The sequence below is a fragment of the Spirillospora sp. NBC_01491 genome, from assembly GCF_036227065.1.
GTDB lineage: Bacteria > Actinomycetota > Actinomycetes > Streptosporangiales > Streptosporangiaceae > Spirillospora > Spirillospora xylanilytica.
Genome location: NZ_CP109432.1, coordinates 1,199,981 through 1,225,826, shown reverse-complemented (window position 1 = coordinate 1,225,826; position 25,846 = coordinate 1,199,981). Strand labels below are relative to the sequence as shown.

The following is a 25,846-nucleotide window of genomic DNA, read 5'->3' as shown; positions in this document are numbered from 1 at the left end:
CGTTTGCCCCGTGCGACGTTGGACCTTACACCACGCTTATCCGTTGCGGCCCGGCGCGTAACTAGGATGTAGGCGGCAGTACCGGCCGCAGAGGAGTGATCAGGGGCATGGCAGCGCAGCACCCGTCCGGCACGATCCGCATCGCCGAACTGCCCCCGGACGAGCAGGCCGCCGTGCGCGCCACGCTGCGCCACGCCACGCCGCTGCACGACCTGCTCGGCCTGGAGGTCGTCGAGATCGGCGACCGGCACGCGGTGCTGTCGATGCCGGTCCGCGAGCAGGCGTTCAACAGCACCGGCAACCTGCACGGCGGCGCCATCGCGACGCTGATCGACGTCGCGGCCGGCAGCGCCGCCGCCCGCGGCGGCGGCTTCGAGCCCGGCCGCCAGAGCCTGGTCACCGCCGACCTGCATGTGCGCTACCTGGGCCGTCCGCACGGCGAAGAGGTGTTCGCGCGCGCGGAGGTGCTCAAGGCGGGCCGCCAGCTCGTCATCGTCGACTGCCGGGTGACCGACGCCGAGGACCGCATCATCGCCGCCGCCGACTTCTCCATGATGCTCGTCCCACTCCGCCGCCCGCTCCGCCCGGTCGCCACCGCCAAGGACACCGACCCCGACCTGTAGCCGTCCGGAAAACGCGTTGCGGCAGATCATCGGGGCGCGCATCCTGAAGTACGTCGGCGTGAGCCGGCAGCGCGAAGGGGTGAGCCACCGGTTGGGCGGCTGGTCTCCAAATCCAGCGGAAAGTGGGTTCGACTCCCACCGCCCCTGCGCAGTGCTCATCCGGGCTTGTGGTGTAACGGGAACACGGCTGCCTTGCACGCAGCCGATCAGGGTTCGATCCCCTGCGAGTCCACGCGGTGACAGGTGCGGCATGAGGTCCGGCGGCGATTCTCCGGGCCCCCGTTCCGCAGAATCGGATCGGGTTTCCAGACCCGGTTTCGCCGCGCCCGGGAGGGCTGGCCGAACGGCAAGGCAGCAGTTTCGAAAACTGACGTCGAGGTGAAACTCGAAGGGGTTCGACTCCCTTGCCCTCCGCGACGCGAGGCCGGCCTCCGCGCGCCGAAGGGAATTCCCGGGAATCCCGATCGGTGCGCGGGGGTCCCCGCGGTCACGGCGGCCGGCGCGGCCGGTTCCGGTCTCAGCCCGCGGCGGCCGAGGCGAGCCCCGCCCGCGCGGCACCGGCCGCGGGCGCGCCGTCCGTCCCGGCGAGGTCGGTGAGGACCTCGGTGAGGCGGTCCAGGGAACCGGCGATCCAGGGCAGCGCCGCCGGGTCCGGGGCGGCCAGGGCCGCGAGCCGCTGCTCGTCGTTCTCCCCGTACAGCAGGCTCGGCGCCACCCGCATCCGCAGCGCCTCGGCGGGCTCACCGAACGAGCTGCCGGGCAGGATGCCCACGCCGTACCGCTCCAGCAGCAGCTCGGTCAGCCCGGCGGCGGTGCCCACCCCGTGGACCTCGCGCAGCCTCTCGCGGAGCGGCCCGAGGTCGGGGTAGACGTAGAAGGCCGCCTGCGGGCGCGGCACGTTCGCCCCGGCCGCGGCGAACCGGTCGGCCACCGCGTTGGCCACCGCGGCGTGTAGTCGGCTGCTGCGGTCGACGTGCTCGACCAGCTCGGGCGGCTCGGCGAAGGCATAGGCGGCGGCGTGCTGCATCGGCGCCGGCGGGCTCGACCACAGCTCGCTCGCGATGCCGAGCAGGCTGGCGCGCAGCGCGGTGCCGAACGGGCTGTCGGGCAGCCGCGCCACGCCGAGCCGCCAGCCGCCGGCGGCCAGATGCTTGCTCAGCGCGGTCGTCACCACGGTCCGCTCCGGCGCGAACCGGGCGGGGCTGGTCACCTGGCGGGTCCGGTCGTGCACCAGGTCGCGGTAGATCTCATCGGAGATGATCACCAGGTCGTGCTCGCGGGCCACCTGGCAGAGCCGGCGGACGGTGTCCTCGGACGCGAGCGTCCCGGTGGGGTTGTCGGGCAGCGTCACGATGACGGCGCGGATCGGCCGTCCGGCCGCGCGGGCGCGCACCGCGGCGTCGGCGAGGAGCGCCGGGCTGGGCACGCCGCCCTCGCCGGGGGGCGTCGAGATGCGCACCGGCTCGGTGCCGACCAGCGCGGCCTGCGCCGCGTAGGTGACCCAGCTCGGCGCCGGGACGGCGATGTCGCCGCCGAGCGCCATGAGCAGGCCGAAGAGCAGCGACTTGCTGCCCGGCCCGGCGACGACGAAGGCCGGGTCGGTGGGCAGGCCCCGGCGGCTCCAGTAGCCCGCCGCCGACGCCCGCAGGGCGGCGGACCCGGCGACCGGGCCGTACGCGCCCTGGCCGGCGGCGGCGGCGAGCTCTCTGGTCAGCGCCGGATGTATGGGGATCCCGGCCTCTCCGAAACCGAGGGGGAGGACGCGCATCCCCGCACGGCGCTTGCGGGCGATGGCCTCGTTGATGGCCAGCGTCGGAGAGAGGGCGACCGGGCGGAGGCGGGTCAGCGGCGACCGGGCGGCGGCGGACTGGGTCTGGGCAGGCATCGATGCTCCAGGGCATGACGAGATGGCGGAAGGTGGAACGGAATTTCCCCGTGTTGCGCCCCGGCCGGGTACCCATCCATGCTCGCCTCCCTCTCAGCATCAGCACAAGCGAGTCTCATCGATGCTGACCGTAAGATGAAGTGATGCTAGAAGTTCGCAGACTGCGCTTGCTCGCCGAATTCGCCCGCCGCGGCAGCATCGCGGCGACCGCCGCGTCGCTCGGGTACACGCCCTCGGCGGTGTCCCAGCAACTGGCCGCGCTGGAACGCGAGACGAAGGCCGCGCTCCTGGACCGCACCGCCCGCAGCGCCGAGCTCACCGACGCCGGACGGCGCCTCGCCGGGCGCGCGGAGGAGATCCTCACCCTGGTCGAGGCGGCCGAGGCGGAGCTGTCGGCGCAGGCCGACACCCCGATGGGCCGGGTGGTGGTCACCGCCTTCCCCACGGTGGCGGTGGCCTTCGCCCCGGCGCTGGCGCACAGCCTGGGGGATCATCCGGGCCTGACCTTCGTCCTGCGGCAGACCCGGCACGGCGGCGGCATCCGGCAGGTGCAGAGCGGCGAGGTGGACATCGCGCTGATCGACGACTGGACGGGCAAGGCCCCCGAGCAGGCGCCCGCCGCGCTGGAGTTCTTCCACCTGCGCCGCGACCCCCTGGTGCTGGTGGTGCCCACCTCGCACCCGATGTCGGACCCCGAGCGCCCGGTCGACCTCCAGGAACTGCGCGAGGAGCCGTGGATGGCGGCGCCGCCCGGCGAGCCCTCCCGGCAGGCGGTCGAACGGCTCCTGGACGGCGTCGGGGGCGCGCGCCCGGTCCCGTGGGAGTTCGAGGGCCTGCACACGATCCTGAGCCTGGTGGCCCGGGGCATCGGCATCACCGCCGTCCCGGAGCTGACCCTGGCCGCGGGCGACCAGGGCGTCGCGGTCCGGCGGCTCCCCGACCGCGCCCTGTCCCGCGACGTGTACGCGGTCATCCGGACCGCGAGCGTGCGCCGGCCCTCGGTGGCGGTCACCCTCCGCGCGATCTACGCCGCCGCCCACGAGACCCGCCCCGCGTCCCCGGAGACCTGACCCGCCCGGCGCGTCCCGGGGCGTCGTGGACCGTTGTGGGCCGTCTAGGGCAGGGTGGGGGTTTTGGGGGAAATGTGAAACTGTGCGGCGGGGGCCCGATCCTCACGTACCGTGGAGCGGGTCGTGAGCACGTCCGAGCCGGGCACGTCCCACCCGAGCCCGCCGAAACGGAGGCGCAGCGCTTGATCGACCGACCGGCAGACCCTCCCGCCGCGGAGGCGCGGCCCGCCCCGGCGCACGGGGGCGGGCATCACGGGTTCGAGCTGCCCCGGCTCACCGCGATGCTCCGGCACGCGCTGCCCCGGTTCGTGGAGGGCGTGATCGCCCCGGTCGCCGTCTTCTACGCCGCGTTCGCCCTGCTCGGCCTGAACGGCGGGCTGGTCGCCGCCGTGGCCTGGGTGTACGGGGGCATCGCCTGGCGGCTCCTGCGCGGAAACAAGGTCACCGGGTTGCTGGTGCTGGCCGCCGTCGGCGTCACCGTCCGCGCCGGGCTGGCCGCTTTCACCCACAGTGCGGTCGTCTACTTCCTCCAGCCGACGCTCGGCACGCTGCTGGTCAGCATGGCGTTCCTGGCCTCGGTCCCGCTCCGCCGCCCGCTGGCGCAGAAGATGGCGACCGACATGGTGCCGATGCCCGAGGCGTTCCTCGCGCACACCAGGGTCCGGCGGTTCTTCCTGCGCATCTCGCTGCTGTGGTCGCTGGTCCTGCTGGTCAACGTCGCGGTCAGCCTCTGGATGCTGTTCAACGAGTCGATCGGCACGTACCTGTGGTTGCGCACCGGCCTGGTCGCCGCGCTCGGCGCCGCGGCGATCACGGTGTCGGTCTGGAGCTTCACCCGCTGCCTGCGGCGCGTCAACGGCGAGCCCGCCGCGGCCTGACCCGTCCCAGCCCGCCCCGGCCGGCCACCATCGGCCCGCGGCGAGACCCCAGTCTCATTCCTGGCGAGTCCGAACTTTTTCGGAGTTCGGGGCGTCTCTCCAAGTCGGATAGATTCATGCCACACGGGTGAATCAGGAAGCTTGGGGGAGTTTGTGGTTGCTCAGGGGCGGCTCGGCCTGGCGGTGGCGGGCGGAACCGGCGCGGTGCTGGTACTGGCGACGGGATGCAGCGGGGGCGGTGACGGCAAGGGCGAGCTGGCCTCCGACCAGACGGCCACGGTGACGATCACGCCCGGGAACGGCGCGAAGGCGGTCAAGCCCGACGGGCCGATCGAGGTCAAGGCGTCCGACGGCACCCTGAAGAACGTCACGGTCCAGGGCAAGGGCGCCACCGTCACCGGACGGCTCTCCGCCGACCGCAAGGTGTGGCGGTCGGACCGCACGCTCACCCCCGGCACGTCCTACACCGTGACGGCGCAGGCCGAGAGCGGCGGCAAGCCGGCGACGACGACCGCCACGTTCACCACGCTCAAGCCCGCCAAGACGCTCTCGGTCACCGACATCACCCCGGGGTTCAAGGGGGAGAAGGTCGGCGTCGGCATGCCGATCATGCTGCGCTTCAACCGCCCGGTGACCGACAAGGCCGCCGTCGAGCGGGCGCTGCGGGTCACGCCGGAGAAGCCGGTCGAGGGCGCGTGGCGCTGGATCGGTTCCGACCAGGTCATCTACCGGACCAAGACGTACTGGCAGCCGCACCAGCAGGTGCGCTTCAAGGCCGACCTCGCGGGCGTGAACGCGGGCGGCGGGGTGTACGGGGCCAAGGACCGCGAGGCGACCATCAGCATCGGCGCCTCGCAGATCACCACGGGCGACATCGGCAAGCACCACATGACCGTCCGCCGGGACGGCGAGAAGCTGCGCAAGGTCCCGTTCAGCGCGGGCAACGGGCAGACCCGGGAGTTCACCACCACCAGCGGCGTGCACCTGCTGATGGGCAAGGAGAACCCGGTCACGATGGTCTCTCCCGGCCGCAAGCCGGGCGACCCCGGCTACTACAAGACCGTGGTGAACTACGGGGTGCGTTTCTCCGCCTCCGGCGAGTACACCCACGCGATGGCCTCGACGGTCGGCGTGCAGGGCAGCGCGAACGTCAGCCACGGCTGCCTCAACCTCAGCCCGGCCAACGCCAAGTGGTACTACGACATCGCGCAGCGCGGTGACGTGATCAAGCTCACCGGCAGCGACCGCCAGGTCGAGCACGACAACGGCTGGGGCTTCTGGCAGCTGTCGTTCGACAAGTGGAAGAAGGGCAGCGCCCTCAGCTGACCGCCTCGCTGTGAATCCGCCCGATGTGCGGAGCCGTGTCCGCTTGCAACGCTTTGATCTCGGAGAGCTGTAGATCCCGCTGCTCGTGACATCATCGTCGACTTTTGTCGCTAATGTCTCCCTGATAAACGCGGGGTATGGAGGTTGACGGTGCAGCGGAGGGTTACCGCAGGTGTGCGGGCGGGCGCAGGAGTGGCGGGGGCCGTGCTGCTCCTCACGACGGCCTGCTCCGGCGGGGAGAAGGGCGACGGCGCCACCGTCGCCGGCAAGGGTGACGCCAACGCCCCCCAGGTGACGATCAGCCCGGGGGACGGGGACGGTAAGGCCAAACCGGAGGCGGGCGTGGTGGTCACCGCCGCCGGCGGCACCCTGGAGCAGGTCACCGTCACCCGCAAGGGCAAGCCGGTGGACGGGGCGCTCTCGGCCGACAAGACGAACTGGAAGTCGCGGACACTGCGTCCCAACTCCCAGTACGAGGTCTCCGCGATCGCACGCAGCCCCAAGGGCAAGACGACCACGGTCGGCAGCAAGTTCACCACGCTCAAGGCCGGCAGCGAACTGAAGATCACCGACGTCACCCCGGCCCAGGGCGAGAAGGTCGGCGTGGGCATGCCGATCCAGGTCACCTTCAACCGCACGGTCGGCGACCGCAAGGCGGTCGAGCAGGCCCTGGAGGTCAAGTCCACCAAGCCCGCCACCGGCGCCTGGTACTGGGTGAGCGGCACCCAGGTGATCTTCCGGACGAAGAACAAGGAGTACTGGCAGGCCAACCAGCAGGTCACCTTCAAGGCCAGGCTGTCAGGGGTCAAGTCCGGGAAGAAGACCTACGGGATCTCCGACACGACCCGCAAGTTCACCATCGGCGACTCGCACATCATCACGGCCAGCACCAAGACGCACCGGCTGGTGGTGCGCAAGAACGGGAAGAAGGTCAAGAGCTGGGGCATCAGCGCCGGCAAGGGCGGCCGGGTCGTCAACGGCGTGGACACCTTCCTCACCACCAGCGGCGTCCACCTGACCATGGGCAAGGAGAATCCGGCGGTCATGACGTCGGAGTGGATGGGCGTCAAGCCGGACGACAAGGCCAACGGCGGCTACAAGGAGGTCATCCCGTTCGCGGTGCGGATCTCCATGTCCGGCGAGTACATCCATGCGATGGCCGGCACCACCTGGGCGCAGGGCCGCCAGAACGTCAGCCACGGCTGCCTGAACTCGCCGCCGGCGTCCGCCCAGTGGTTCTACGGCTGGTCCTACCGCGGCGACGTCGTCGACATCACCGGCAGCAAGCGCAAGCTCCAGTGGGACAACGGCTGGAGCTTCTACCAGATGCCGTGGAGCAAGTGGGTCAAGGGCAGCGCCCTCGACCGCACGGTGACGACCGGCTGAGCGTTTCGTTCATATCGCCCGATCTCAGGGAACAAGCCATTCACGGCGCGGTTTTCTGGGATCGGGGGATCCAATGTCGGACGTCTCGGTGGCGGCACGTGCCCGCCGTGGACTGCGGCGCGGGCGCAGGCCCGTGCACCGCGTGCTGCGGCGGGGCGCGCTGTGCGCGGCGCGCCCCGTGGTCCGATGGCGCCGGACGCCGCCCCCGGGTGAACGGCTCCGCGTCCGTGTCCTGCTCCAGCACGCCCACGGCACCGGCGGGACGATCCGCACGGTGCTCAACCTGTGCGGCTACCTGGCCGATCACCACGACATCGAGATCGTCAGCGTGCTCCGGAGCCGCGCCGAGCCGTTCTACCCCGTGCCCGCCCGGGTCCGCGTCCGGTTCGCCGACGACCGGCTGGCGCCCCCGCCCGGACGCGCGGCGCGGCTGCTGTCCCGGCTGCCGAGCCTGCTGACCCCCGTCGAGGAGAACTCGTTCCGGGGCATGAACCTCTGGACCGACCTGCAACTGCTGCGCGCCCTGCGCGCCGCCCCGGCCGACGTGCTCATCGGCACCCGGCCCTCGCTCACCCTCCTCGCCGCCGAACTCGCCCCCCGCGGCACCGCCACGATCGGGCAGGACCACATGAACCTGCGGTCCTACCGGAGCGGGCTCCGCGAGGAGATCGTCCGGCGGTACCGGAGGCTCACCGTCCTCGCCACCCTGACCGAGTCCGCGCGGGCGGCCTATCAGGACGCGCTGGCCGGGTCCGGCGTCCGGATCGTCCGGATCCCGAACGCGCTGCCCGCGCTGCCCGGCGGCCCGTCGCCCCGCGACCGCAAGGTCGTCCTCGCCGCGGGCCGGCTCGTCCGGCAGAAGGGCTTCGAGATGTTGATCCGGGCGTACGAGCCGGTCGCCGCCGAGCACCCCGACTGGACCCTGCGGATCTTCGGGTCGGGTCCCCGGCACGCCCGCCTCGCCGCCATGCTCGCCGAGCGGCCCGGTCTCGAGGGCCGGGTCGAGCTTCGGCCGCGCACCGCGGACCTCGCGGGCGAGATGGAGCGCTCGTCGGTGTACGCGCTGTCCTCCCGCTACGAGGGCATGCCGATGGTCGTCATCGAGGCGATGAGCAAGGGACTCGCGGTCGTGGCGTTCGACTGCCCCACCGGCCCCGCCGAGCTGATCACCCCCGGCCGCGACGGACTCCTCGTGCCGCCCCGCGACGTCGGGGCCCTGACCGCGGCGCTGCGCGAGGTCATCGAGGACGCCGCCCTGCGCGACCGCCTGGGCGACCAGGCCCGCGTCTCCGCCCGCGCCTACCGCCTCGACCGCGTCGGCGGAACCTGGAACCGCCTCCTCGCCGGTCTCCATCCGGGCCGGCGCGCTTCCGTCCGCACGCCCGTGCCCCACCTTGAGGAACGACCGGCGGAGGGCGCGGACGTCGGCATCGCCGGAGAGAACATCGGGTGACGCGGGCGGCCTCAGGCCGTCTCCGCCGCCTGGGCGTACTCCCTCAGCCCGCGCGCGCGGAAGATGTCGGCGAGGTCCACGTCGCGGCCGAGGATCTCGCGCATCCGCTCCCCGGCCCGCAGGGCGAGCGCCGGGCCGCCGCCGAGGTCGAAGAAGTCCGCGTCGGGGCGGGTGATCCGGACGCCCAGCAGTTCGGACCACACGCGCGCGACCCGTTCCTCGGCGGGGGAGGCGAGCGCGGTCCCGGCCGGCTCCCCGGAGGGTGATGGGAGCGCGCGGCGGTCGAGTTTCCCGATGGTGGTCACGGGAATCCGGTCGATCGCGACGAACGCGGCCGGAACGTCCTCGGGCGGGCACGCGCGCAGCAGGAACCGGCGGAGTTCGAACGGCGACGCGGAGCGTCCGGGGTGGAGGACGACGTAGGCGACGCCGCCGAGGTCCGGGTGGCCGGCGACGGTCGACGCGGCGACGCCCGGGTGCGTTCCGAGGACCGCGTTCACCTCCTCCGGATCCGTCCCGGCGCCCGGCCCCGCGCGCCCGGCGGCGCGTCCGAGGATCTCCACCGTCCCGTCGGACCGGTAGCGCCCCCGGTCGCCGGTGCGGAAGACCACGTCGGACGGGTCGTCCCGGAACGGGTTGGGCGCGTAGCCGCCCGTGGCCCGCCGGTCCAGGTAGCCGAGGGCCGCGTAGGGCGTGCGGATGATGGCTTCGCCGATCTCGCCCGGCGCGCACGGCGTCCCGCCGCGCGTCACGAGGACGATCTCCGCACCGGGGATGCCCGACCCCGCCGGGACCCGCCCGGCGCCCGGGCGCGGTGGGACGCGGTGGAAGGTCTGGACCATGGTGCACTCGCTGGCGCCGTAGAGGTTGACCACCTCGGCGCCGGGGGCCAGCGTGCGGAACCGGTCCGCGAGCCGTCCCGACAACGGCTCCCCGGCGAAGAACAGCAGCCTCAGCCGGTCGAGCGGCCCGGCGTCGGGCCATGACGTGGGCGACGCCAGCGACGCCAACGACGCCAGCGACGCCGCGGCGAGCGAGGGGATGGTGTGCGCCATGGTGATCCCTGCGTCCCGCATCCAGGGCAGCAGCAGCACCGCGTCGCCCCCGAGCGCCTCCGCGCCGGACGGAAGGCACAGGCACGCGCCACTGGTCAGCGGTGTGAGCACGTCCCGCAGCAGCGCGTCGGCGCTGAGGCTGATCAGGGGCGCGCACCGGTCGCCGACGCCGACGCCGAACTCCCGGCCCTGCCAGGAGATGAAGTGCGACAGGCCGTTGTGCCGTCCGAGCAGCGCCTTGGGGGTCCCCGTCGAACCGGACGTGAAGCACACGTAGGCCGGATCGTCGGGCCCCGGCCGTCCACCGGCGGGACGGCCGGGCCGCCCGCCGCCGCGCACGGCCGTCACGTCGGCGCCGTCGGCGCTGAGCAGGACGGTCTCCACCGGCGCGGCCATCGCCCCTGCGGCCGATTCCCGGTCGAGCGCGAGCACCGTGCGCGCGCCCGCCCCCGCGACCATGGCCCGGCGCCGGGCCGGTGGCAGCGCGGTGTCGACGAGGAGCAGCACCCCGTGGGCGAGCCACACCGCCCAGAGCGCGGCGTACAGATCCGGGCACTTGTACCGCGTGGCGACGGCGACCACGTCGCCCGGAGCGTGCCCGGCGGACAGCAGGGCGTCCGCCAGTTCGTGCGCCCGCGCGGAGAGGTCGCCGTAGGACCGGTGCCGCGTCCCCTGGACGAGCGCCGGGCGCTCGCGGTCGCGGTCCGTCGACTCCTCCAGCAGGTCCGTGATCAGCGGGTGCGTGCGGCGGCGGGGCGGGCGCGCGGGCTCGGGCAGCACGCGCCGATGCGCCAGCGTGATCAGCGGGACGTCGTGAACGGGGGTGTCCGGGTGCTCGGCGACGCCGCGCAGCAGGACGGGGAACGCCCCGAGCAGGGACACGACGGACTCCGGGGCGAAGCGGTCGTCGTGGAAGACCGCGGTCACGTCCAGGCCCCCGCCGCCCGCGGGCTCGACGCGCACCGCGAGCGGGAGGCGGGGGTCCGCGCGGGGAGGCTCGGCGGGGGAGAAGCGGACCCCCGCGCTCATGGTCCCGGCCGCGGGCGCGCCGTCGAGGTCGAACGTCACCGCGGCGAGCGGGCACGCGTCGATGTACCGCCTCGGCCGGAGCTCCTCGACGATCCTGGCGGAGGGCGGGCCCGCGTTGGCGCGGGCGGCGCGGACGGTCTCCCGCACGCGGGCCAGGACGTCCGGGAACGCCGGGCCGTCCGCGAGGTCGATCCGCAGCGGCAGGACGTCGTCGAACGGCCCGACCAGCGGTTCCAGGTCACCGTGCCCCCGGCCGGTGACCGTGGTGCCCACCACGATGTCGTCCCGCCCGCCGAAACGGGCCAGCAGCACCGCGAACGCGGCGAGGAGCGCCTCGAACGGGGAGGCGTCGTGCGCGGCGGCGAGCGCCGCGAGACCGGAGGCCGCGTCCGGCGGGATCCGGACCCGCTCCCGCGCCCGGGAGGGACGGCGGTCCGGCGCGCCGCCGTCCGGCCCGATCCCCGTCCGGCCGGACGGGGGCAGGGCCGGTCCGGCAGGCGCGCCCGCGAGGCGATCCCGCCAGTAGGACAGCTCGCCGGCGAACGTCCGGCCGCGCTGCCACGCGGCGAAGTCGGCGTACTGGAGCCGCGGCGCGGACGCCGCCGCCCGCCCGCCCGCGGCGTCCCCGGCGTAGCCCGCGGCCACCTCGTCGGCGAGGATGCGCATCGACCGGGCGTCGGCCGCGATCGGGTGCGCCACCAGCACCAGCACGTGCTCGCGGTCCGCCACCCGCAGGAGAACGGCCCGTAGCAGCGGCGGAGCGTCCAGATCGAAGGGTTCGCCCCGCGCCTGCGACACCCGCTCGCCGATGTCACCGGCCGGACGAGCGTCCACGACGAACGCCTCCGCGACGTCCGCGAGGCGGCGCGCGGGGCGCCCGTCCACGGTGACGAAGCCGGTGCGCAGCACCTCGTGACGGCGGGCGGCCTCCCGGACGGCGCGCCGCAACGCCCCGGCGTCCAGCCCGCCCGTCAGGCGCAGCACCACCGAGACGTTCGGGGGCGCCGCGCCGGGGGCGATCCGTTCGAGGAACCACGTCCGTTCCTGCGCGGCGGACAGCGGCGCCCCGGCACGGCCGTCGCCCAGCGGGACGGGCCCGGTCCCTTCCCCCGCCACCGCGGGATCGGCGGTCACGCGAGCGAGGAGTAGACCGGGTGCTTCGCCGCCACGGTGTTCACCCGCGACCGCAGGATCTCGGCGTCGGTGCCGTCGAGATCGGGCCGCAGGGTCCTGGCGATGATGTCGGCGACCTCTTCGAAGTCCTCGCTCTGGAACCCGCGGGCGGCGAGCGCCGAACTGCCGATGCGCAGGCCGGAGGTCACCAGCGCCGGACGCGGGTCGAACGGCACCATGTTGCGGTTGACGGTGATGCCGATGTCGTAGAGGCGGTCCTCCGCTTCGCGGCCGTCCAGCGCGGAGTCGCGGAGATCGAGGACGACGAGGTGCACGTCGGTGCCGCCGGTGAGGACCGCCACTCCCGCCTCCGCCGCGTCCGCCCGGCGCATCCGCTCGGCGATGATCGCGGCGCCCTGGACCGTCCGCCGCTGCAGCTCCCGGAACTCCCCGCTCTGCGCGATCTTGAAGGCGACCGCCTTGGCGGCGATGACGTGCGCGAGCGGCGCCGCCTGCTGGCCGGGGAACACCGCCGCGTCGATCCGCCGCGCGTGCTCCCGCCGGCACAGGATCATCCCGCCCCGCGGGCCGCCGAGCGTCTTGTGCGTCGTCGAGGTCACCACGTCGGCGTGCGGGACCGGGTTCGGGTGGACGCCCGCGGCGACGAGCCCGGCGAAGTGCGACATGTCGATCAGCAGGAAGGCGCCCACCTCGTCGGCGACCCGGCGGAACGCGGCGAAGTCGATCCGGCGCGGGTAGGCCGACCAGCCCGCGACGATCAGCCTGGGCCGGTGCTCGCGCGCGAGCCGCGCCATCTCGCCGACGTCGATGATCGAGTCGGACTCCCGGACCTGGTACGACACCGTGTCGTAGAAGCGTCCGGAGAAGTTCGCGGCCATCCCGTGCGTGAGGTGGCCGCCGTGCGCCAGGTCCAGCCCGAGGATGGTGTCGCCCGGATCGAGCAGGGCCATGTAGGCGGCGGCGTTGGCCTGGGCGCCCGAGTGCGGCTGCACGTTGGCGTGCTCGGCCTGGAACAGGGACTTCGCCCGGTCGATCGCCAGCGACTCCATGACGTCGACGTGCTCGCATCCCGCGCAGTAGCGCTTGCCGGGATATCCCTCCGCCAGCTTGTTGACCAGGACCGACCCCTGCGCGTCCAGCACCGCCCGGGGCGCGACGTTCTCCGAGGCGATCATGACGAGCGTGTCCCGCTGCCGCGACAGTTCGTCGGCCAGCACTTTCGCGATCTCCGGATCGGTTTCGGCGAGTGAACGATCGACCAGCGTCATGACGATGACAACCCCTGGAGGAAGGCGGCCGAAGGGCACGGACGTCGGCCGCGGAGGTGTGGCGGTCGGGCCGCGCTACGGTCGGGCGGCCCTGTCGAGGGAGCTTTCCGGTGCGGTCGGGGCGCGCACGTAGGCGATATTCTCTCCGCGGACCGGGCAATTCAAGGGTCCGGAACGCAGCCACATCCGGCCACGGTCAGCGGGGGTCCGCCGGTCCGAGGTGCCCCCGGCGGCGCCGGGACGGGCCGCACGGGGCGGCGGTGTCGATGACGGCGAGCAGTTCGCGGAGCGTCTCGCGCTGGCCGGCGGACAGGGGCGCCAGCACCTCCTCGGCGACCTCCCGCCGCACCGAGGCCATCCGGGCACGGATGGCGCGGCCCTCGGCGGTCGGCACGACCAGGGTCGAACGGCGGTTGGCCGGATCGGGCGTCCGGGTGACCAGGCCGGCCTCCTCCAGCGCGTCGACCAGCGTGGTGACCGAGCGCGGCACCACCCCCAGCAAGGTGGCGAGCTCGGCCATCCGCGGCGGCGCGTCCGCGCGGACGATCACGCGCAGTGCCCGCGCCTGGGCGGGGGTGAGCCCTAGCGGGGCCAGGTGCTCGACCTGCCTGCCGCGCATCCGGCGCGCCGCCCGCAGGAACAGGTCGGCCAGCTCGTCGTCCATGAAGCGGAGTTTAGCTCATAGTTGAGGAAATAATTATGAGGCAAGCTCAGTTAGGTCGGTATCGACCTGTGGAGGAGCCGCCCGTGAAGTCTCCCGAAGCCGAGACCGAAGCCCTGACCAAGACCGAAGCCCCGACCGAGATCGAGGCCAAGACCGAGGCCGCGACCGAGACCGGGGAGCGGCCGGCGCAGGTCCGGCGCGTCCTGCGGCTCTTCCGCCCTTACCGGGGCCGCCTCGCGGTGGTCCTCCTGCTCGTCGGCCTGTCGTCGCTGGTCGGGCTCGCCTCGCCGTTCATGCTGCGCGCGGTCCTGGACGTCGCGCTGCCGGAGGGCCGGACCGGGTTGCTGACGCTGCTGGCCGCCGGCATGATCGCCGTCGCCGTCGCGACCAGCGTGTTCGGCGTCCTCCAGACCTACATCTCCACCGGAGTCGGCCAGCGCGTCATGCACGACCTGCGCACCGCCGTCTACGCGCACCTCCAGCGGATGCCGCTGGCGTTCTTCACCCGGACCCGCACCGGTGAGGTCCAGTCGCGGATCGCCAACGACATCGGCGGGATGCAGTCGACCGTCACCTCGACCGCGACGTCGCTGGTGTCCAACTTCACCTCGGTCATCGCCACCGTGATCGCGATGGCGGCGCTGGACTGGCGGCTGACCCTGGTGTCGCTGCTGATGCTGCCGTTCTTCGTCTGGGTGAGCCGCCGGGTCGGCGCCGAGCGCCGGAAGATCACCTCGCGGCGGCAGCGCCGGATGGCCGGGATGTCGGCCATCGTGGAGGAGTCGCTGTCGGTGAGCGGCGTCCTGCTGGGCCGCACGATGGGACGGTCCCGCGCGCTCACCGAGCGGTTCGCCGCCGAGTCGCGCGAGCTGGCCGACCTGGAGATCAGCTCCAGCATGGCCGGCCGCTGGCGCCAGTCGACGATCCAGATCGTCATGTCGGCGATGCCCGCCGTCATCTACTGGGCCGCGGGCCTCACCGTCTCCCAGGGCACCCCGCTCGTCTCGATCGGCACGCTGGTCGCCTTCACCACCCTCCAGGCGGGCCTGCTCCGCCCGATGGTCATGCTGCTCCAGACCGGCGTGGACGTGCAGAGCTCGATGGCGCTGTTCGGCCGCATCTTCGAGTACCTGGACCTGGAGCCCGGCATCGAGGAGCCCGCCGCGCCCCGGCCGCTGCCCGCGCCGCGCGGCACCGTCCGGTTCGAGCACGTCGGCTTCTCCTACGACGGCGAGTCGGGCGAGGCGCTCCGCGACATCGACGTGACCGTCCCGGCCGGCACCTCTCTGGCCGTCGTCGGCGAGACCGGATCGGGCAAGACCACGCTCAGCTACCTGGTGCCGAGGCTGTACGACGCGACGTCCGGACGGGTCGCCATCGACGGCGTGGACGTCCGCGACCTGGCCTTCTCCGACCTGTCGGACGCTGTCGGCGTGGTGTCGCAGGAGACCTACCTGTTCCACGCCTCGGTCGCCGACAACCTGCGCTTCGCCAAGCCGGACGCGACCGACGAGGAGCTGCGCGCCGCCGCCCGCGCCGCCCAGATCGACGGCCACATCGCCGGGCTGCCCGACGGCTACGACACCCTCGTCGGGGAGCGCGGCTACCGCTTCTCCGGCGGAGAGAAGCAGCGGCTGGCGATCGCCCGCACCATCCTGCGCAACCCGCCGGTCCTGGTGCTGGACGAGGCGACCAGCGCCCTGGACACCCAGACCGAACGCGCCGTCCAGCGGGCCATCGACGCCCTCGCCGAGGGCCGGACGACCATCACCATCGCCCACCGGCTGTCCACCGTCCGCGACGCCGACCAGATCATCGTGCTCGACCACGGCCGGATCGCCGAACGCGGCACCCACGACGAACTGCTGGCGGCGGGCGGCCGCTACGCCGCCCTCGTCGCCAAGGACGGCGTTCCGGCCGCGGCGGACGCGGGCACGGTGCCCGCGCTCAGCGGGCTCACCGCCGGCTGATCACCGCCCGGCCGGGAGCCTCCTCAGCCGGCGTGGCGCCGCGGGCGGGCGAGCGCGGCGCGGGCGGTGGCCAGGTCCGGGGCGATCGCGACCCGCCTGGCCAGGCCCGCCGCGTCGCAGACCCGGCGGACCAGGCCGCGGGCGGGCAGCACCACCCACATCGGGACCCCCAGGGCGGTGGCCCGCATCTGGGCGCGGTCGATCGTTGCCAGCGCGCTGGAGTCGCAGAACTCGCAGGTGGTCAGGTCGAGGACGAGGCCGGGCGCGCCGTTGTCGAGGTGTTGCAGGGCCTGGTCCAGCACCAGGTCGGCGTTGCCGATGTCGACCTCCGCGGGGAAGGCGACCACCGCGCTGGTGTCCTCGATGCTTGCTCCTCCGAGTCTCATCCTGTGCTCCTTGCCGGGATCGGCAGCGGGCTCGCTCAGCTGATCGGGGGCTGAACTCACACCATAAACACTAAATCTGGACGAACTATGAAAGAAGTGGTCAAAAATGTGGTCGGCACCGCCCAAGGCGGGCGGTGCCGGCCGACGGGCGGGCCCGGCGGGAAGAGCCCCCTTACCCGGCCGGCCAGCCGTCGCCGTGATCGCTGGTCAGGCGCCCTCCGGCTCGGCTACTGTCACGCCAGGATGACGCTGACCGCACGTCCGGACACGGAGCGTGTCGACCGGGCCCGGCGTCCGGCGGCCCATCGACCTGCGCGGGCCGGGCCCGGTTCGCGGAGCCGACGCAGAGAGGCCGCAGCATGGGTGGTTTCCCGTACGCACTGCCAGGAACGATGCCGCCCCGGGGCGACCTGAACTGGGACGTCCCGCTCAACGCCAACCTCGCCGACTTGAAGAGCCGGGTGCTGATCGACGAGGCGGCCTACGGCGCCCCCCTGGACGCGTTCTCGGGCGCCACCGACGACGCCAAGCTCACCGCGGCGATGAAGTACGCGGCGGCGCAGACCCGGCCCCCCGCGATCGTGCTCGCCAACCGCGCGCACTCCTTCAGCGGCCCCCGCGCCTACTACAACGGGTTCCGGATGGTGGGGAGCCTCGGCACCGGCGAGCGCGAGTTCGCCGGGACGGGCCCGCAGTGCGTGGTGACGGCCTCCAGCAGCGCGAAGGTCCCCGCCCTGTTCGCGGTCCCGAGCGGCGGCGTGAAGAACATGTGGGTCTCGGGGATCCAGTTCCGCGCCGCGTCCGGCAGGGTGAACTTCCAGCAGCCCGCCACCGACTTCGCCGCCGGGCCGATCATGAGCGACGCCACCTTCCTCGACCTGGCCTGGGTCGGGTTCGCCACCGTCCAGCACGCGCGCCACCTGCGCGTGCGCATCGACCGCACCTACACCAACGGCGGCGGCGACACGCAGTTCAAGCTGGCCGGCAGCGACAACTACTACTGGCAGAACGGCGGCTACCTGTCGAGCACGCGGCTGGCGGCGACGAAGTTCTACTGCTGGTTCACCCACATGTCGCGCAGCCAGTTCGGCCCGCTGTACATCACCCCGGAGAAGGCCACCGGGATCAGGATCGACGGCTCGCACGGCGGGTTCGTCTTCACCGGGACCCTCCTCGACAGCACCGGGCGCACCGGCACCACCGCGTGCCAGGGCGCCGCGCTGCTGGTCACCGGCGGCAAGGGGCACGTCTTCGACAAGCTGTGGTTCTTCAACAACTGCGTGAACCCGGCCACCACCGGCCGGTCCCCCCGCGACCGGGGCCAGGCGTTCCTGCGCGGCTCGGCGTCGGAGGTGCTGTTCAGCGGCTGCCAGTTCGCCGGGTTCGGCGACCAGCCCGGCCAGACGCCGTCCGGCACCCCGGCGATCTACGCGGCGACCGGCGTGCGCGGCGTCAAGGTCGTCGCGCCGATGGCCCCGGCCGGCGGCACCCGGCTCCTCCAGCAGCAGAGCGCCGGGATCATCGGCAAGTACGCGGCGGACGACTGGTCCCTCGCGGTCGCCTGACCGCGGCGTCCGATCGCGGCGCCCGTCCGGGACGCGTGATCGCGGCGGCGGCGTCCCGGGGCCGGTTAGGGTCGTGGCATGACGGAGGTCGAGGGGACGGTACGGGTCGATGTGTGGCTCTGGTCCGTCCGGCTGCTGAAGACCCGGTCGATGGCCGGCGCCGCCTGCCGGGCCGGGCACGTGCGGGTCAACGACGAGCGCGCCAAGCCCGCCTCCGCGGTGCGGCCGGGCGACCAGGTGCGGCTGCGGCACGGCGGGCGCGAGCGGATCGTCGTCGTGCAGCGCGTCGTGCGGAAGCGGGTCGGACCCGCCGCCGCCGCGGAGTGCCTGATCGACAACAGCCCGCCACCGCCGCCGCGCGAGGCCCTGATCCCGGTGGGACGGCGCGACCGCGGTGCGGGACGTCCCACCAAGCGCGACCGGCGCGAGCTGGAACGCCTCCGGGCCCACCTCGGCGAGCCGGAGCCGGAGCCGGGCCCTGGTCCGGACCCGGACTGAGGTCCCGGCCCGGGGGGTTCAGCGGGTCGGCGGGTGTTGCGTCGATCAGGTCTGCCGGGCGGCGAGGGCGTGGACGATCCCGGCGGTGGCCGGGTAGAGGTCCCGGTAGAGCCCGTACAGCTCGTCATAGTCGCGGGTGGCGCGCTCGTCCGGCTCGACGGTGCCCGCCTGCGGGTTCCATCCGCTCGTGTCGGAGACCAGGCCCACTGCCCGTCCGGCCAGCAGGGCGTCGCCGTAGGAGGCGCCGATCGTGTACGTCGGGACGCTCTGCGGGCGGCCCAGCACGTCCGAGACGATCTGGGGCCACAGGTCGCCCCTGGTGCCGCCGCCCACCGCGACCAGGCGCCGGGCCTCGCCGCCCGCCTCCCGCATCGTCTCCATGTTGTGCCGCACGCCGTAGGCGGTGCCCTCCAGCGCCGCGCGGTACAGGTGGCCGCGCCCGTGCCGCAGCGTCAGCCCGGCCACCACGCCCCGGGCGGACGGGTCGAACAGCGGGGTCCGCTCACCGGCGAAGTACGGCAGCATGAGCAGCCCGTCCGAGCCGCGCCCGACCGCGCGGGCCTCCTCCACGAGCCTGGCGTACGGCCGCCCGGTGAGGTCGCGCAGCCAGGATGTGACCGCGCCCGAGGTCGCCATCCCGGCCGCCAGGCAGTAGGTCCCCGGCTCGACGCCCACGGTGCCCCAGAGCGTGGGCCAGGTGCGGCGCGCGTTCAGGACCTCCACCAGGAACATCGTCGTCCCGTACATCAGCATGACGTCGCCGGGGGCGGTGACGCCGACCGAGACCGCCTCGGCCCAGGAGTCGATCGTCCCGGCGATCACCGGGGTGCCGGCGGGCAGCCCGGTCTCGTCCGCCGCCGCGGCGTGCACGGTCCCGGCGATCTCGCCGGGCCAGGCCAGCGGCGGCAGCTCCAGGCCGGGCGCGATCTCCTCGGCCCAGTCGCCGATCCACGCGTTGGCCCCGGAGTCGTACAGCGGGGCGCACTGGCTCGCCGAGTGGTGGTCGAGCACGTACGCGCCGGTCAGCTCGTGCACCAGGTACGAGGCGGCCATGAACAGCCGCCGCGTCCGCGCCCAGACGTCCGGCTCGTGCCGCCGCAGCCAGGCCAGCTTCGGGCCCACCGCCTGGGAGGTCAGCGGCGACCCGGCCCGCCGCAGGACGGTCTCGGCCCCGTACGCCTCGGTCTGCTCGGCGATCTCGGCGACCGCGCGGGTGTCGACGCCGTACAGGATCGCCGGGCGCAGCGGCTCGCCGGACGCGGTGGCGGGCAGCGCGCACGGGCCGATGCCGCTGACGCCGGCCGCCGCCACGTCCGCCCCGGGCACCGCGGCCAGCAGCTCCCGCGTGATCGCGGTGAAGCCGCCCCACCACACCGCGCGGGCGTCGTGCTCGGCCCATCCGGGATGCGGGCTGGAGACCGCGTGGTCGCGGACCGCGGTCGCGACGACCTCGCCCTCGGGCGTCACCAGCACGCCCTTGGCCCCGGAGGTTCCGATGTCGACGCCGAGCAGCAGGGGCATGGTCCGTCCTTCGGTCGGGAGCGGGCGGGCGCCGGTGCGGGCCCGCCGCCACCACCTCTAGCAGGTGCGGGCCGGGACGGGGCCGTCCCCGCCGCGTTCCGGCCCGGATCCGGCACCGCGCCGTCCGCGTCCCGGTCATACTGGCGGGGGCAAACGAGGCGTGGGGTTGGGGACATGACCGAATCCGATGGACGCGTGACGAACACGATGGACGGCGTGCAGGGGGCCGCGCTGGTGGTCCAGGCGGGGTCGATCGGCACGCTCGGGCTCCCCCCGGTCCCGGCTCCGCCGGTCCTGGTGCCGAGGCAGCTTCCGGCCGGGCCGGCCGTGTTCGTCAACCGCCGCGCCGAGCTGGAGGCGCTGGAGCGGCTGCTGACCCGGCGCGGCGACCAGCCCGCCGTGGTGGTGCTGAGCGGCCTCGGCGGGGTCGGCAAGACCGGCCTCGGCCTGCACTGGGCCCGCGCGGCCGGCCCCCGGTTCGACGGCGGCCAGCTCTACGCCGACCTCGCGGCGCTGCGGCATCGCGGCGGCGTCGACGTCGGGGACGTCCTCGGCGACTTCCTGCGGGCGCTCGGCGCCAAGGAGGACGCGATCCCGGCGGGCCTGGAGCAGCGGGCCTCGCTGTACCGGACGATGGCCGCCGGCCGGCGGCTGCTGGTCGTCCTGGACAACGTCGAGCACGCCGCGCAGGTGACCCCGCTGATCCCCGGCTCGGCCGGCGCCGCGGTGGTCGTGATCAGCCGCCGCCGGCTGACCGGCCTGCTGGTCGCGGGCGCCGTCCCGGTCCGGCTGGACCCGCTCGACGGCCCGCAGGGCGTCCGGCTGATCAGGGAGATGCTCGCCGACTCCCGGGTGGACGAGGAGCCCGAGGCGGCCGGCGAGGTGGCGCGCCTGTGCGGCGGGCTGCCCATCGCGCTCCGGGTGTGCGCGGCCCGGCTGGTCGGACGGAGCGGGCAGGGCATCGGGCGGCTGTCGGCCGCCCTCGCCGACGAGGAGCGCAGGCTGGAACGCCTCACCGCCGAGGGAGTGCCGATCGTGGAGGCCGTGTTCGACGCCGCGTACGCGGGGCTGCCCGCCGAGGCCGCCGCGCTCTACCGGGGGCTCGGGGCGCATCCCGGCCCGGAGTTCTCGCCGGACGCCGTCGGCGCGATCACCGGACGCGGCCCGGACGCGTCCGCCGGGACGGTCGAGGTCCTGCTGGAGGCCAGCCTCCTGGAGGAGGTCGGTGCGGACCGGTACCGGTTCCACGACCTGGTCCGCCTGCACGCGCGTGCGCGCGCCCGCGAGGCGGGCGAGACCGGGCGCCCGATCGTAGAGTGGTACCTGGCGCGGGCCAAGGCCGCCGACCGCGCCGCGCTCGGCCGGCGCCTCCGCCTCGCCGACGACCCGGGCGAGGGCGCAGGTTCGGAGGAGGGCGCGGGCCCGCCCGCGGGCGAGGGGCCGGTCTTCGAGCGGCCCGCTGACGCCGCCGGGTGGCTGGAGCGCGAGCGCGCCAACCTCCTCGCCGCCGTGCGGCTGGCGGCCGACGAGGGGTGGGACGCGCTCGTCTGGCAGTTCGGCGAGGCGCTGTGGGCCCTGTACGACAACCGCGCCCACCTCGCCGACGAGCTGGAGGTCGCGCGGCTCGGGGTGGCGGCGGCCCGGCGCTGCGGGAACCGCCCGGCCGAGGCGCGGATGCACAACCAGGTGGTCCGCGCCCTGCTCAGGGCGGGGGAGCTCGACGCCGCCGCCGAAGCGGTGCCGGTGGCGCTGGAGGCCGCGGCGGAGTGCGGGCACCACCGGGTCGAGTCCGCGGTGATCGAGTCCGCCGGGCTGGTCCGGCTGAGGCGCGGCGACCACGACGCGGCGATCGCGGCGTTCCGGCGGTCACGGGAGATCAACGCCGCGGCGGGGAACCGGCGCGGGGTGGCGATGCAGACCTACCATCTGGGCACCGCGCTGGGCGAGGCCGGCCGGTACGCCGCCGCGGCGGGCGAGCTGGCCCGCGCGATGGCGGGCATGGTGGAGATCGGCGACGAGCTCAGCCAGGCCAAGGTCGGGATCCGGCTCGGCGCGGTCCTGCCGCGTCTCGACCGTCCGGCGGAGGCCGTCGACGCCCTCGGCCGGGCCCTGGCGATCCTGGCCGTCCGGGACGAGCCCCGGCGAGAGGCGACCGCGCTGGAGCTGCTCGCCGACCTCCAGCCCGACCCGGAGGAGGCCGGGAGGTACCGGCGGCGCGCCCGGTCGCTGCGCGGCGTTCTCCCCGAGACCGGCGCATAGGCGCTAAAACGAGCGGGGGGGGGGTGGCATGGATGCGGACCTCACTGGCCCCCGCTTTGACCGTCATCGCGCCGTCGAGGGGGAGGCCCGCCAGGTGGCGGAGGTAGAGCGCTGACGCGCACAGCCCCACGTCCGCCCCGCGCGCGTGGACCCGGCGCCCGCCGCGCAGCGCGATCAGGCACCGTCCGGCCGGGAGCGCGGCGGCGGCGAGCTCGGACCCCGGATACCGCGCGAACACGCTCCCGGCCCACTCGTCGGCCTCGGCCCACGCCCCGGCCTCGGTTCCGCCCCCGGTCCCGGCCTCGCTCGAGCATGCCCGCCGCACGAAGATCGCGGCGCTCTCCAGCAGCCGCCGGTCGGCCTCCCGCTCGTCGACCACCAGGTGCGGGTCGGCGAGGCGGTCGCCGTCGTCCAGGACGGCGGGGTACCGCTCCATCTCCACCAGGTCCGGCCGCGCCGTCCCCTCGACGAGGAGGGCGGGCACGCCGCGTCCGCGCGGGACCGGCGCGGGCACCGGCCGCGACCGGGGCGGCACCGGCGGCTGCTCCAGTCCCATGAGCCCGTACAGCGCGGTGCGCAGGTTCGAGGCCGCGAGCCCGCGCATCGCGAGGGCGTCGGGCACCGCCGCGGGCGCGGTGAGGTCCTCGAGCTGCTCGAGCAGCCCGCGCGCCGGGTCCAGGCGGGGCTGCGCGCGGCCGAACGCGGCCAGCGGCGAGTCGGGGTCGAGCTCGGCCTCGCCGAACGCGGCGAGCAGCGTGGGCCGTCCGAGCGCCGCCGCGTAGTAGGTGACCGAGCCGTGGTCGCCGACGACCCGGTCTGCGGCGACCAGCGCGGCCCGCCACCCCTCCTCGGGCGGGATCAGCATCAGCCCGGCGCTCAGCGCCTCGGCGAGCCAGCCCTCGATCTGGAACGGGCCGTGCCGCGCCCACACGTTCGGGTGCAGGATCAGCGCCGCCCGGTACCGGTCGACGGGCAGCTCCGCCACCCAGCGCGCCAGCAGGTGCGGGCGCCGTCCGAACAGCGAGTCCGGGCCCCAGGTGGACGTCAGGACGAGCAGCCGCCGCCCGTCGCGGACGCCGAGCGCCTCGCGGTAGCGGTCGCGCATCGGCAGGCTGTCCACCATGCGGTCGAAGCTCGGGTCGCCGGCGACGAGCGCGACCTCGGCGGCCGGGGGGCAGGTGCGGCGGAGCCGTTCGAGCTGCTCCCCGTGGGACAGCACGATCGCCGCGGGCACCACCCGGCCCCGGTGCAGCAGCTGCCCGCCCGCGAGCCCCGAGGCCACGTCGGGACGGCCGGTGGCCGCCTCCACCAGCCGGTTGTGCCCCACGCCGTGCGGCATCACCACCACGGGCGCCTTCAGCCGGTGCAGCCCGCCGTTGGCGGAGGCGGACAGGGCCAGGTCGAACCGGGTCCGGACGGCCTCCCGCCACGGCAGCAGGCGGACGCGCAGCCCGTGCAGGAACGCGGGGACCTCGGCGCCGAACGCCGACCCCTCGTTGACGGTGAAGAACACCTGCACCCTGGTGTCGCCGTCGAAGACCGGCAGGACGTCGAGCAGGCGGCTCGCCGACGTCACCGTCCGCACGACCGCCAGGACCCGGCGCTCGGGGGCGAGGGTGCCCCAGCGGTCGCCCTCGCCGGCGACCCGCTGATTCAGCCTCATCCCGCCGACCACGCCGCCCTTTCGATCTTCTGCCGGGCGATCACCCTATCCGCCGCCCGGCGCAGCCCGGCCCGGCCCCGGGTACGAGGTCAGGGGGCGCCGTACGCGTCCCGCAGCGGGCCCTTGAGGATCTTGCCCGTGGCGTTGCGCGGGATCTCGTCGACGAGGACCGCCGACCTCGGCACCTTGTACTTGGCGATCCGCCCGGTCAGCGGCTCCAGCACGCGGTCGGCGGTCAGCCCGGAGCCGGGCCGCGCCACCACCACCGCGCGGCCCACCTCGCCCCAGGTGGGGTCGGGGACGCCGATGACCGCGCATTCCAGCACGTCGGGGTCGGCCAGCAGCGCGTTCTCGACCTCGGCGGGGTAGACGTTCTCGCCGCCGGAGATGATCACGTCCTTGAGCCGGTCCACGATGAAGGCGTAGCCGTCGGCGTCGATCCGCGCCGCATCGCCGCTGCGGAACCAGCCGCCGCTGAACGCCGCGGCGGTCTCCTCCGGCAGGCCCCAGTAGCCCGACATCACGTGCGGGCCGCTGACCACGACCTCGCCCGTCTCGCCGGGCGGCACCTCGGCCAGGTCGGGACCGACCACCCGGACGTCGCTGAAGAAGTGCGGCACGCCCGCCGAGCCGGCCTTGGACACCGCGTGCGCGGCGTCCAGGAACAGCGCGCCGGGCGCGGCCTCGGTCATCCCGTAGCCCTGGAGGAAGGTCAGGCCCCGGTCCTGGTAGGAGGCGATGAGCGAGGGCGGGACGGGGGCGCCGCCGCAGGTGAGCAGCCGCAGGGACGACACGTCGGCGTCCGCCCAGCGCGCCGCGCGGACCATCCGCTGGAACATCGTCGGCACCCCGAACATGAACGTGACCCGGTGCCGCTCGATCAGGTCCAGGGTGGCGTCGGGATCGAAGCCGGGGACCAGCACGCAGGCGCCGCCCTTGAGCAGCACCGGCAGCGTGAGCATGTTGAGCCCGGCGGAGTGGAACAGCGGGGCCGATACCAGCGCGACCTCGCCCGCGGCCAGGTCGTGGTCGACCAGCACGTTGACCGCGTTCCAGGTGATGTTGCCGTGGGTGAGCGTCGCCCCCTTGGGCCGCCCGGTGGTCCCGGACGTGTACATGATCATGCAGGGGTCGTCGAGGCCGACCGGCGTGTCGACCGGCGCGGCGCCGGCCGCGGTCTCGATCAGCTCCTCGTACCCGCGCGCCCCCGGGCCGGGCCCGCCCAGCGCGAGATGCGCGCGGACCTGGGCCCGGTGGCGGATCCCGTCCACCAGCCCGGCGTGCGCGGCGGAGTGCACCAGCACCGAGGCGCCCGAGTCGGCGAGCTGGAAGGCGATCTCCTCGCCGGTCAGCCGGGTGTTGAGCGGCACGAAGACGCCGCCGAGCATCCCGGTGGCGAACAGCGTCTCCAGGAAGGAGGGATGGTTCGGACCGAGGTAGGCGATCCGGTCGCCGGGCCGGACGCCCAGGCCGCGCAGCGCGTGCGCGAGGCGGGTGCACCGCTCGTGCAGGCAGGCGTAGCTGAGCGTCCGCCCCTCGTGGACGAGGGCGGTGGCGGTCGGGGTCTTGCGGGCGCGGCGGATCGGCCATGACCCGAGCCCTTCGTTGCGCATGAGGATCCCTTGGGGGGAGGGGACGGTGGGGGAACACAGGACGGGAGGTGCGGGGAGGCGCAGGGCACTAACCGCGCAGCCTGGCTGCGTTCTCCTTGAGGATCTTCGGCCGTACCGTGTCCTTCACCGGCCCGCGACGCGCGCGAGGACGTCCAGCACCCGGTCGATGCGCGCGAACTGCTTGGGGGAGAGGCCGACGTCACCGGTGAACAGGTTGCGCAGATGGCGTTCGCTGGCGCCGACCCGCTCGGCGACGGCCCGCACCCCCTCTGGCCGCGCACCGGTGGACAGGCCCTCGGCCGCGGCCAGCAGCAGCCCGTTCCGCGCCAGGGCAGCGGAGGGCAGGACCGACAGCCGCGCCCGGAGGGCCGACTCCATCCGCCGGACGATCCCTCCGGGGTCGTCGCCGATGGCCGGGTCAGCGTCCGGCGGCCGTGGACCTCGACCGTGGCCACGCCGGGGCCGGTGCCCCGCCGCGCCGCCGCCACCGGCCCCGAAGGCCCGTCCGGCCCGTCCGGGGCCTCGCTGAACGCCCGCATGCCCTCACGCTAGGACACCCGGGCCGTTGATCAGCCGCCCGAGTGTGCCGAAACTTCCTAG

At 74.4% G+C, this 25,846-nt stretch carries 18 protein-coding genes and 3 tRNA genes; 13 read left to right on the top strand and 8 right to left on the bottom strand.

Annotated features, from left to right (window positions below; genetic code table 11):
• Window positions 1-107: 107 nt before the first annotated feature.
• The 4 genes from OHA34_RS05895 (at window position 108) to OHA34_RS05880 (ending at window position 1,037) form a co-directional block, all read left to right on the top strand.
• Entirely contained in the window at window positions 108-623 is a 516-nt protein-coding gene (locus OHA34_RS05895) for a PaaI family thioesterase (protein ID WP_285944481.1), read from the top strand.
• 75 nt (window positions 624-698) lie between these two features.
• Window positions 699-770: transfer RNA gene (locus OHA34_RS05890), tRNA-Trp, on the top strand.
• A gap of 14 nt (window positions 771-784) precedes the next feature.
• Window positions 785-855: transfer RNA gene (locus OHA34_RS05885), tRNA-Ala, on the top strand.
• Between the two features lie 97 nt (window positions 856-952).
• A tRNA-Ser gene (locus tag OHA34_RS05880) sits at window positions 953-1,037 on the top strand.
• Window positions 1,038-1,140: 103 nt separating this feature from the next.
• On the opposite strand, the gene OHA34_RS05875 is transcribed toward OHA34_RS05880, so the two are convergent.
• Window positions 1,141-2,508, bottom strand: coding sequence for a pyridoxal phosphate-dependent aminotransferase (locus OHA34_RS05875; protein WP_285944480.1), 1,368 nt, complete (start codon window positions 2,506-2,508; stop codon window positions 1,141-1,143).
• 143 nt (window positions 2,509-2,651) lie between these two features.
• Here OHA34_RS05875 and OHA34_RS05870 point away from each other — a divergent pair, with 143 nt between their 5' ends.
• The 5 genes from OHA34_RS05870 (at window position 2,652) to OHA34_RS05850 (ending at window position 8,621) form a co-directional block, all read left to right on the top strand.
• A complete protein-coding gene (locus OHA34_RS05870; protein WP_285944478.1) occupies window positions 2,652-3,578 on the top strand; it encodes a LysR family transcriptional regulator in 927 nt (308 codons plus the stop codon).
• Between the two features lie 182 nt (window positions 3,579-3,760).
• Window positions 3,761-4,456, top strand: a complete 696-nt coding sequence (locus tag OHA34_RS05865) for a VC0807 family protein (protein WP_285944476.1) — start codon at window positions 3,761-3,763, stop codon at window positions 4,454-4,456.
• Between the two features lie 153 nt (window positions 4,457-4,609).
• On the top strand, window positions 4,610-5,782 hold the full coding sequence (locus OHA34_RS05860; RefSeq protein WP_285944475.1) for a L,D-transpeptidase: 1,173 nt from the start codon (window positions 4,610-4,612) through the stop codon (window positions 5,780-5,782).
• A gap of 204 nt (window positions 5,783-5,986) precedes the next feature.
• On the top strand, window positions 5,987-7,168 hold the full coding sequence (locus OHA34_RS05855; protein WP_285944473.1) for a L,D-transpeptidase: 1,182 nt from the start codon (window positions 5,987-5,989) through the stop codon (window positions 7,166-7,168).
• 73 nt (window positions 7,169-7,241) lie between these two features.
• Entirely contained in the window at window positions 7,242-8,621 is a 1,380-nt protein-coding gene (locus tag OHA34_RS05850) for a glycosyltransferase family 4 protein (protein ID WP_329520926.1), read from the top strand.
• 11 nt (window positions 8,622-8,632) lie between these two features.
• Here OHA34_RS05850 and OHA34_RS05845 read toward each other — a convergent pair whose 3' ends face one another.
• The 3 genes from OHA34_RS05845 to OHA34_RS05835 all read right to left on the bottom strand — a co-directional run bounded on the left by OHA34_RS05845 (window position 8,633) and on the right by OHA34_RS05835 (window position 13,771).
• Window positions 8,633-11,839, bottom strand: coding sequence for a condensation domain-containing protein (locus OHA34_RS05845; RefSeq protein WP_329520925.1), 3,207 nt, complete (start codon window positions 11,837-11,839; stop codon window positions 8,633-8,635).
• Window positions 11,836-13,107 carry a serine hydroxymethyltransferase gene (gene glyA, locus OHA34_RS05840; protein WP_329520924.1) on the bottom strand — a complete coding sequence of 424 codons (1,272 nt, stop codon included), beginning with the start codon at window positions 13,105-13,107 and terminating at the stop codon, window positions 11,836-11,838. Before glyA ends, OHA34_RS05845 begins: the two co-directional genes overlap by 4 nt.
• A 196-nt stretch (window positions 13,108-13,303) precedes the next feature.
• The gene (locus OHA34_RS05835) at window positions 13,304-13,771 is read right to left on the bottom strand and encodes a MarR family winged helix-turn-helix transcriptional regulator (protein WP_285944467.1); all 468 of its coding nucleotides are present in this window, start codon (window positions 13,769-13,771) and stop codon (window positions 13,304-13,306) included.
• 83 nt (window positions 13,772-13,854) lie between these two features.
• Between OHA34_RS05835 and OHA34_RS05830 the strand changes: the two genes are divergently transcribed.
• A complete protein-coding gene (locus OHA34_RS05830; RefSeq protein WP_329520923.1) occupies window positions 13,855-15,741 on the top strand; it encodes an ABC transporter ATP-binding protein in 1,887 nt (628 codons plus the stop codon).
• Window positions 15,742-15,764: 23 nt separating this feature from the next.
• Here the strand turns inward: OHA34_RS05830 and OHA34_RS05825 are convergent, their stop codons facing one another.
• The gene (locus OHA34_RS05825; protein ID WP_285944463.1) at window positions 15,765-16,127 is read right to left on the bottom strand and encodes an STAS domain-containing protein; all 363 of its coding nucleotides are present in this window, start codon (window positions 16,125-16,127) and stop codon (window positions 15,765-15,767) included.
• Between the two features lie 359 nt (window positions 16,128-16,486).
• Here OHA34_RS05825 and OHA34_RS05820 point away from each other — a divergent pair, with 359 nt between their 5' ends.
• Window positions 16,487-17,692, top strand: a complete 1,206-nt coding sequence (locus OHA34_RS05820) for a hypothetical protein (RefSeq protein ID WP_285944461.1) — start codon at window positions 16,487-16,489, stop codon at window positions 17,690-17,692.
• 78 nt (window positions 17,693-17,770) lie between these two features.
• The gene (locus OHA34_RS05815; RefSeq protein WP_285944459.1) at window positions 17,771-18,190 is read left to right on the top strand and encodes an RNA-binding S4 domain-containing protein; all 420 of its coding nucleotides are present in this window, start codon (window positions 17,771-17,773) and stop codon (window positions 18,188-18,190) included.
• A gap of 45 nt (window positions 18,191-18,235) precedes the next feature.
• Here OHA34_RS05815 and OHA34_RS05810 read toward each other — a convergent pair whose 3' ends face one another.
• Window positions 18,236-19,711, bottom strand: coding sequence for an FGGY-family carbohydrate kinase (locus OHA34_RS05810; RefSeq protein WP_329520922.1), 1,476 nt, complete (start codon window positions 19,709-19,711; stop codon window positions 18,236-18,238).
• A 195-nt stretch (window positions 19,712-19,906) separates the two neighbouring features.
• On the opposite strand from OHA34_RS05810, the gene OHA34_RS05805 reads away from it, so the two are divergent.
• Window positions 19,907-21,970 carry an ATP-binding protein gene (locus tag OHA34_RS05805; protein WP_329520921.1) on the top strand — a complete coding sequence of 688 codons (2,064 nt, stop codon included), beginning with the start codon at window positions 19,907-19,909 and terminating at the stop codon, window positions 21,968-21,970.
• A gap of 1,752 nt (window positions 21,971-23,722) precedes the next feature.
• Here the strand turns inward: OHA34_RS05805 and OHA34_RS05800 are convergent.
• Both OHA34_RS05800 and OHA34_RS05795 read right to left on the bottom strand, forming a co-directional pair.
• Complete coding sequence (locus tag OHA34_RS05800) at window positions 23,723-25,246, bottom strand: acyl-CoA synthetase (RefSeq protein WP_329520920.1); 1,524 nt, start codon at window positions 25,244-25,246, stop codon at window positions 23,723-23,725.
• Window positions 25,247-25,369: 123 nt separating this feature from the next.
• The gene (locus tag OHA34_RS05795; protein ID WP_329520919.1) at window positions 25,370-25,624 is read right to left on the bottom strand and encodes a hypothetical protein; all 255 of its coding nucleotides are present in this window, start codon (window positions 25,622-25,624) and stop codon (window positions 25,370-25,372) included.
• Window positions 25,625-25,846: the final 222 nt, after the last annotated feature.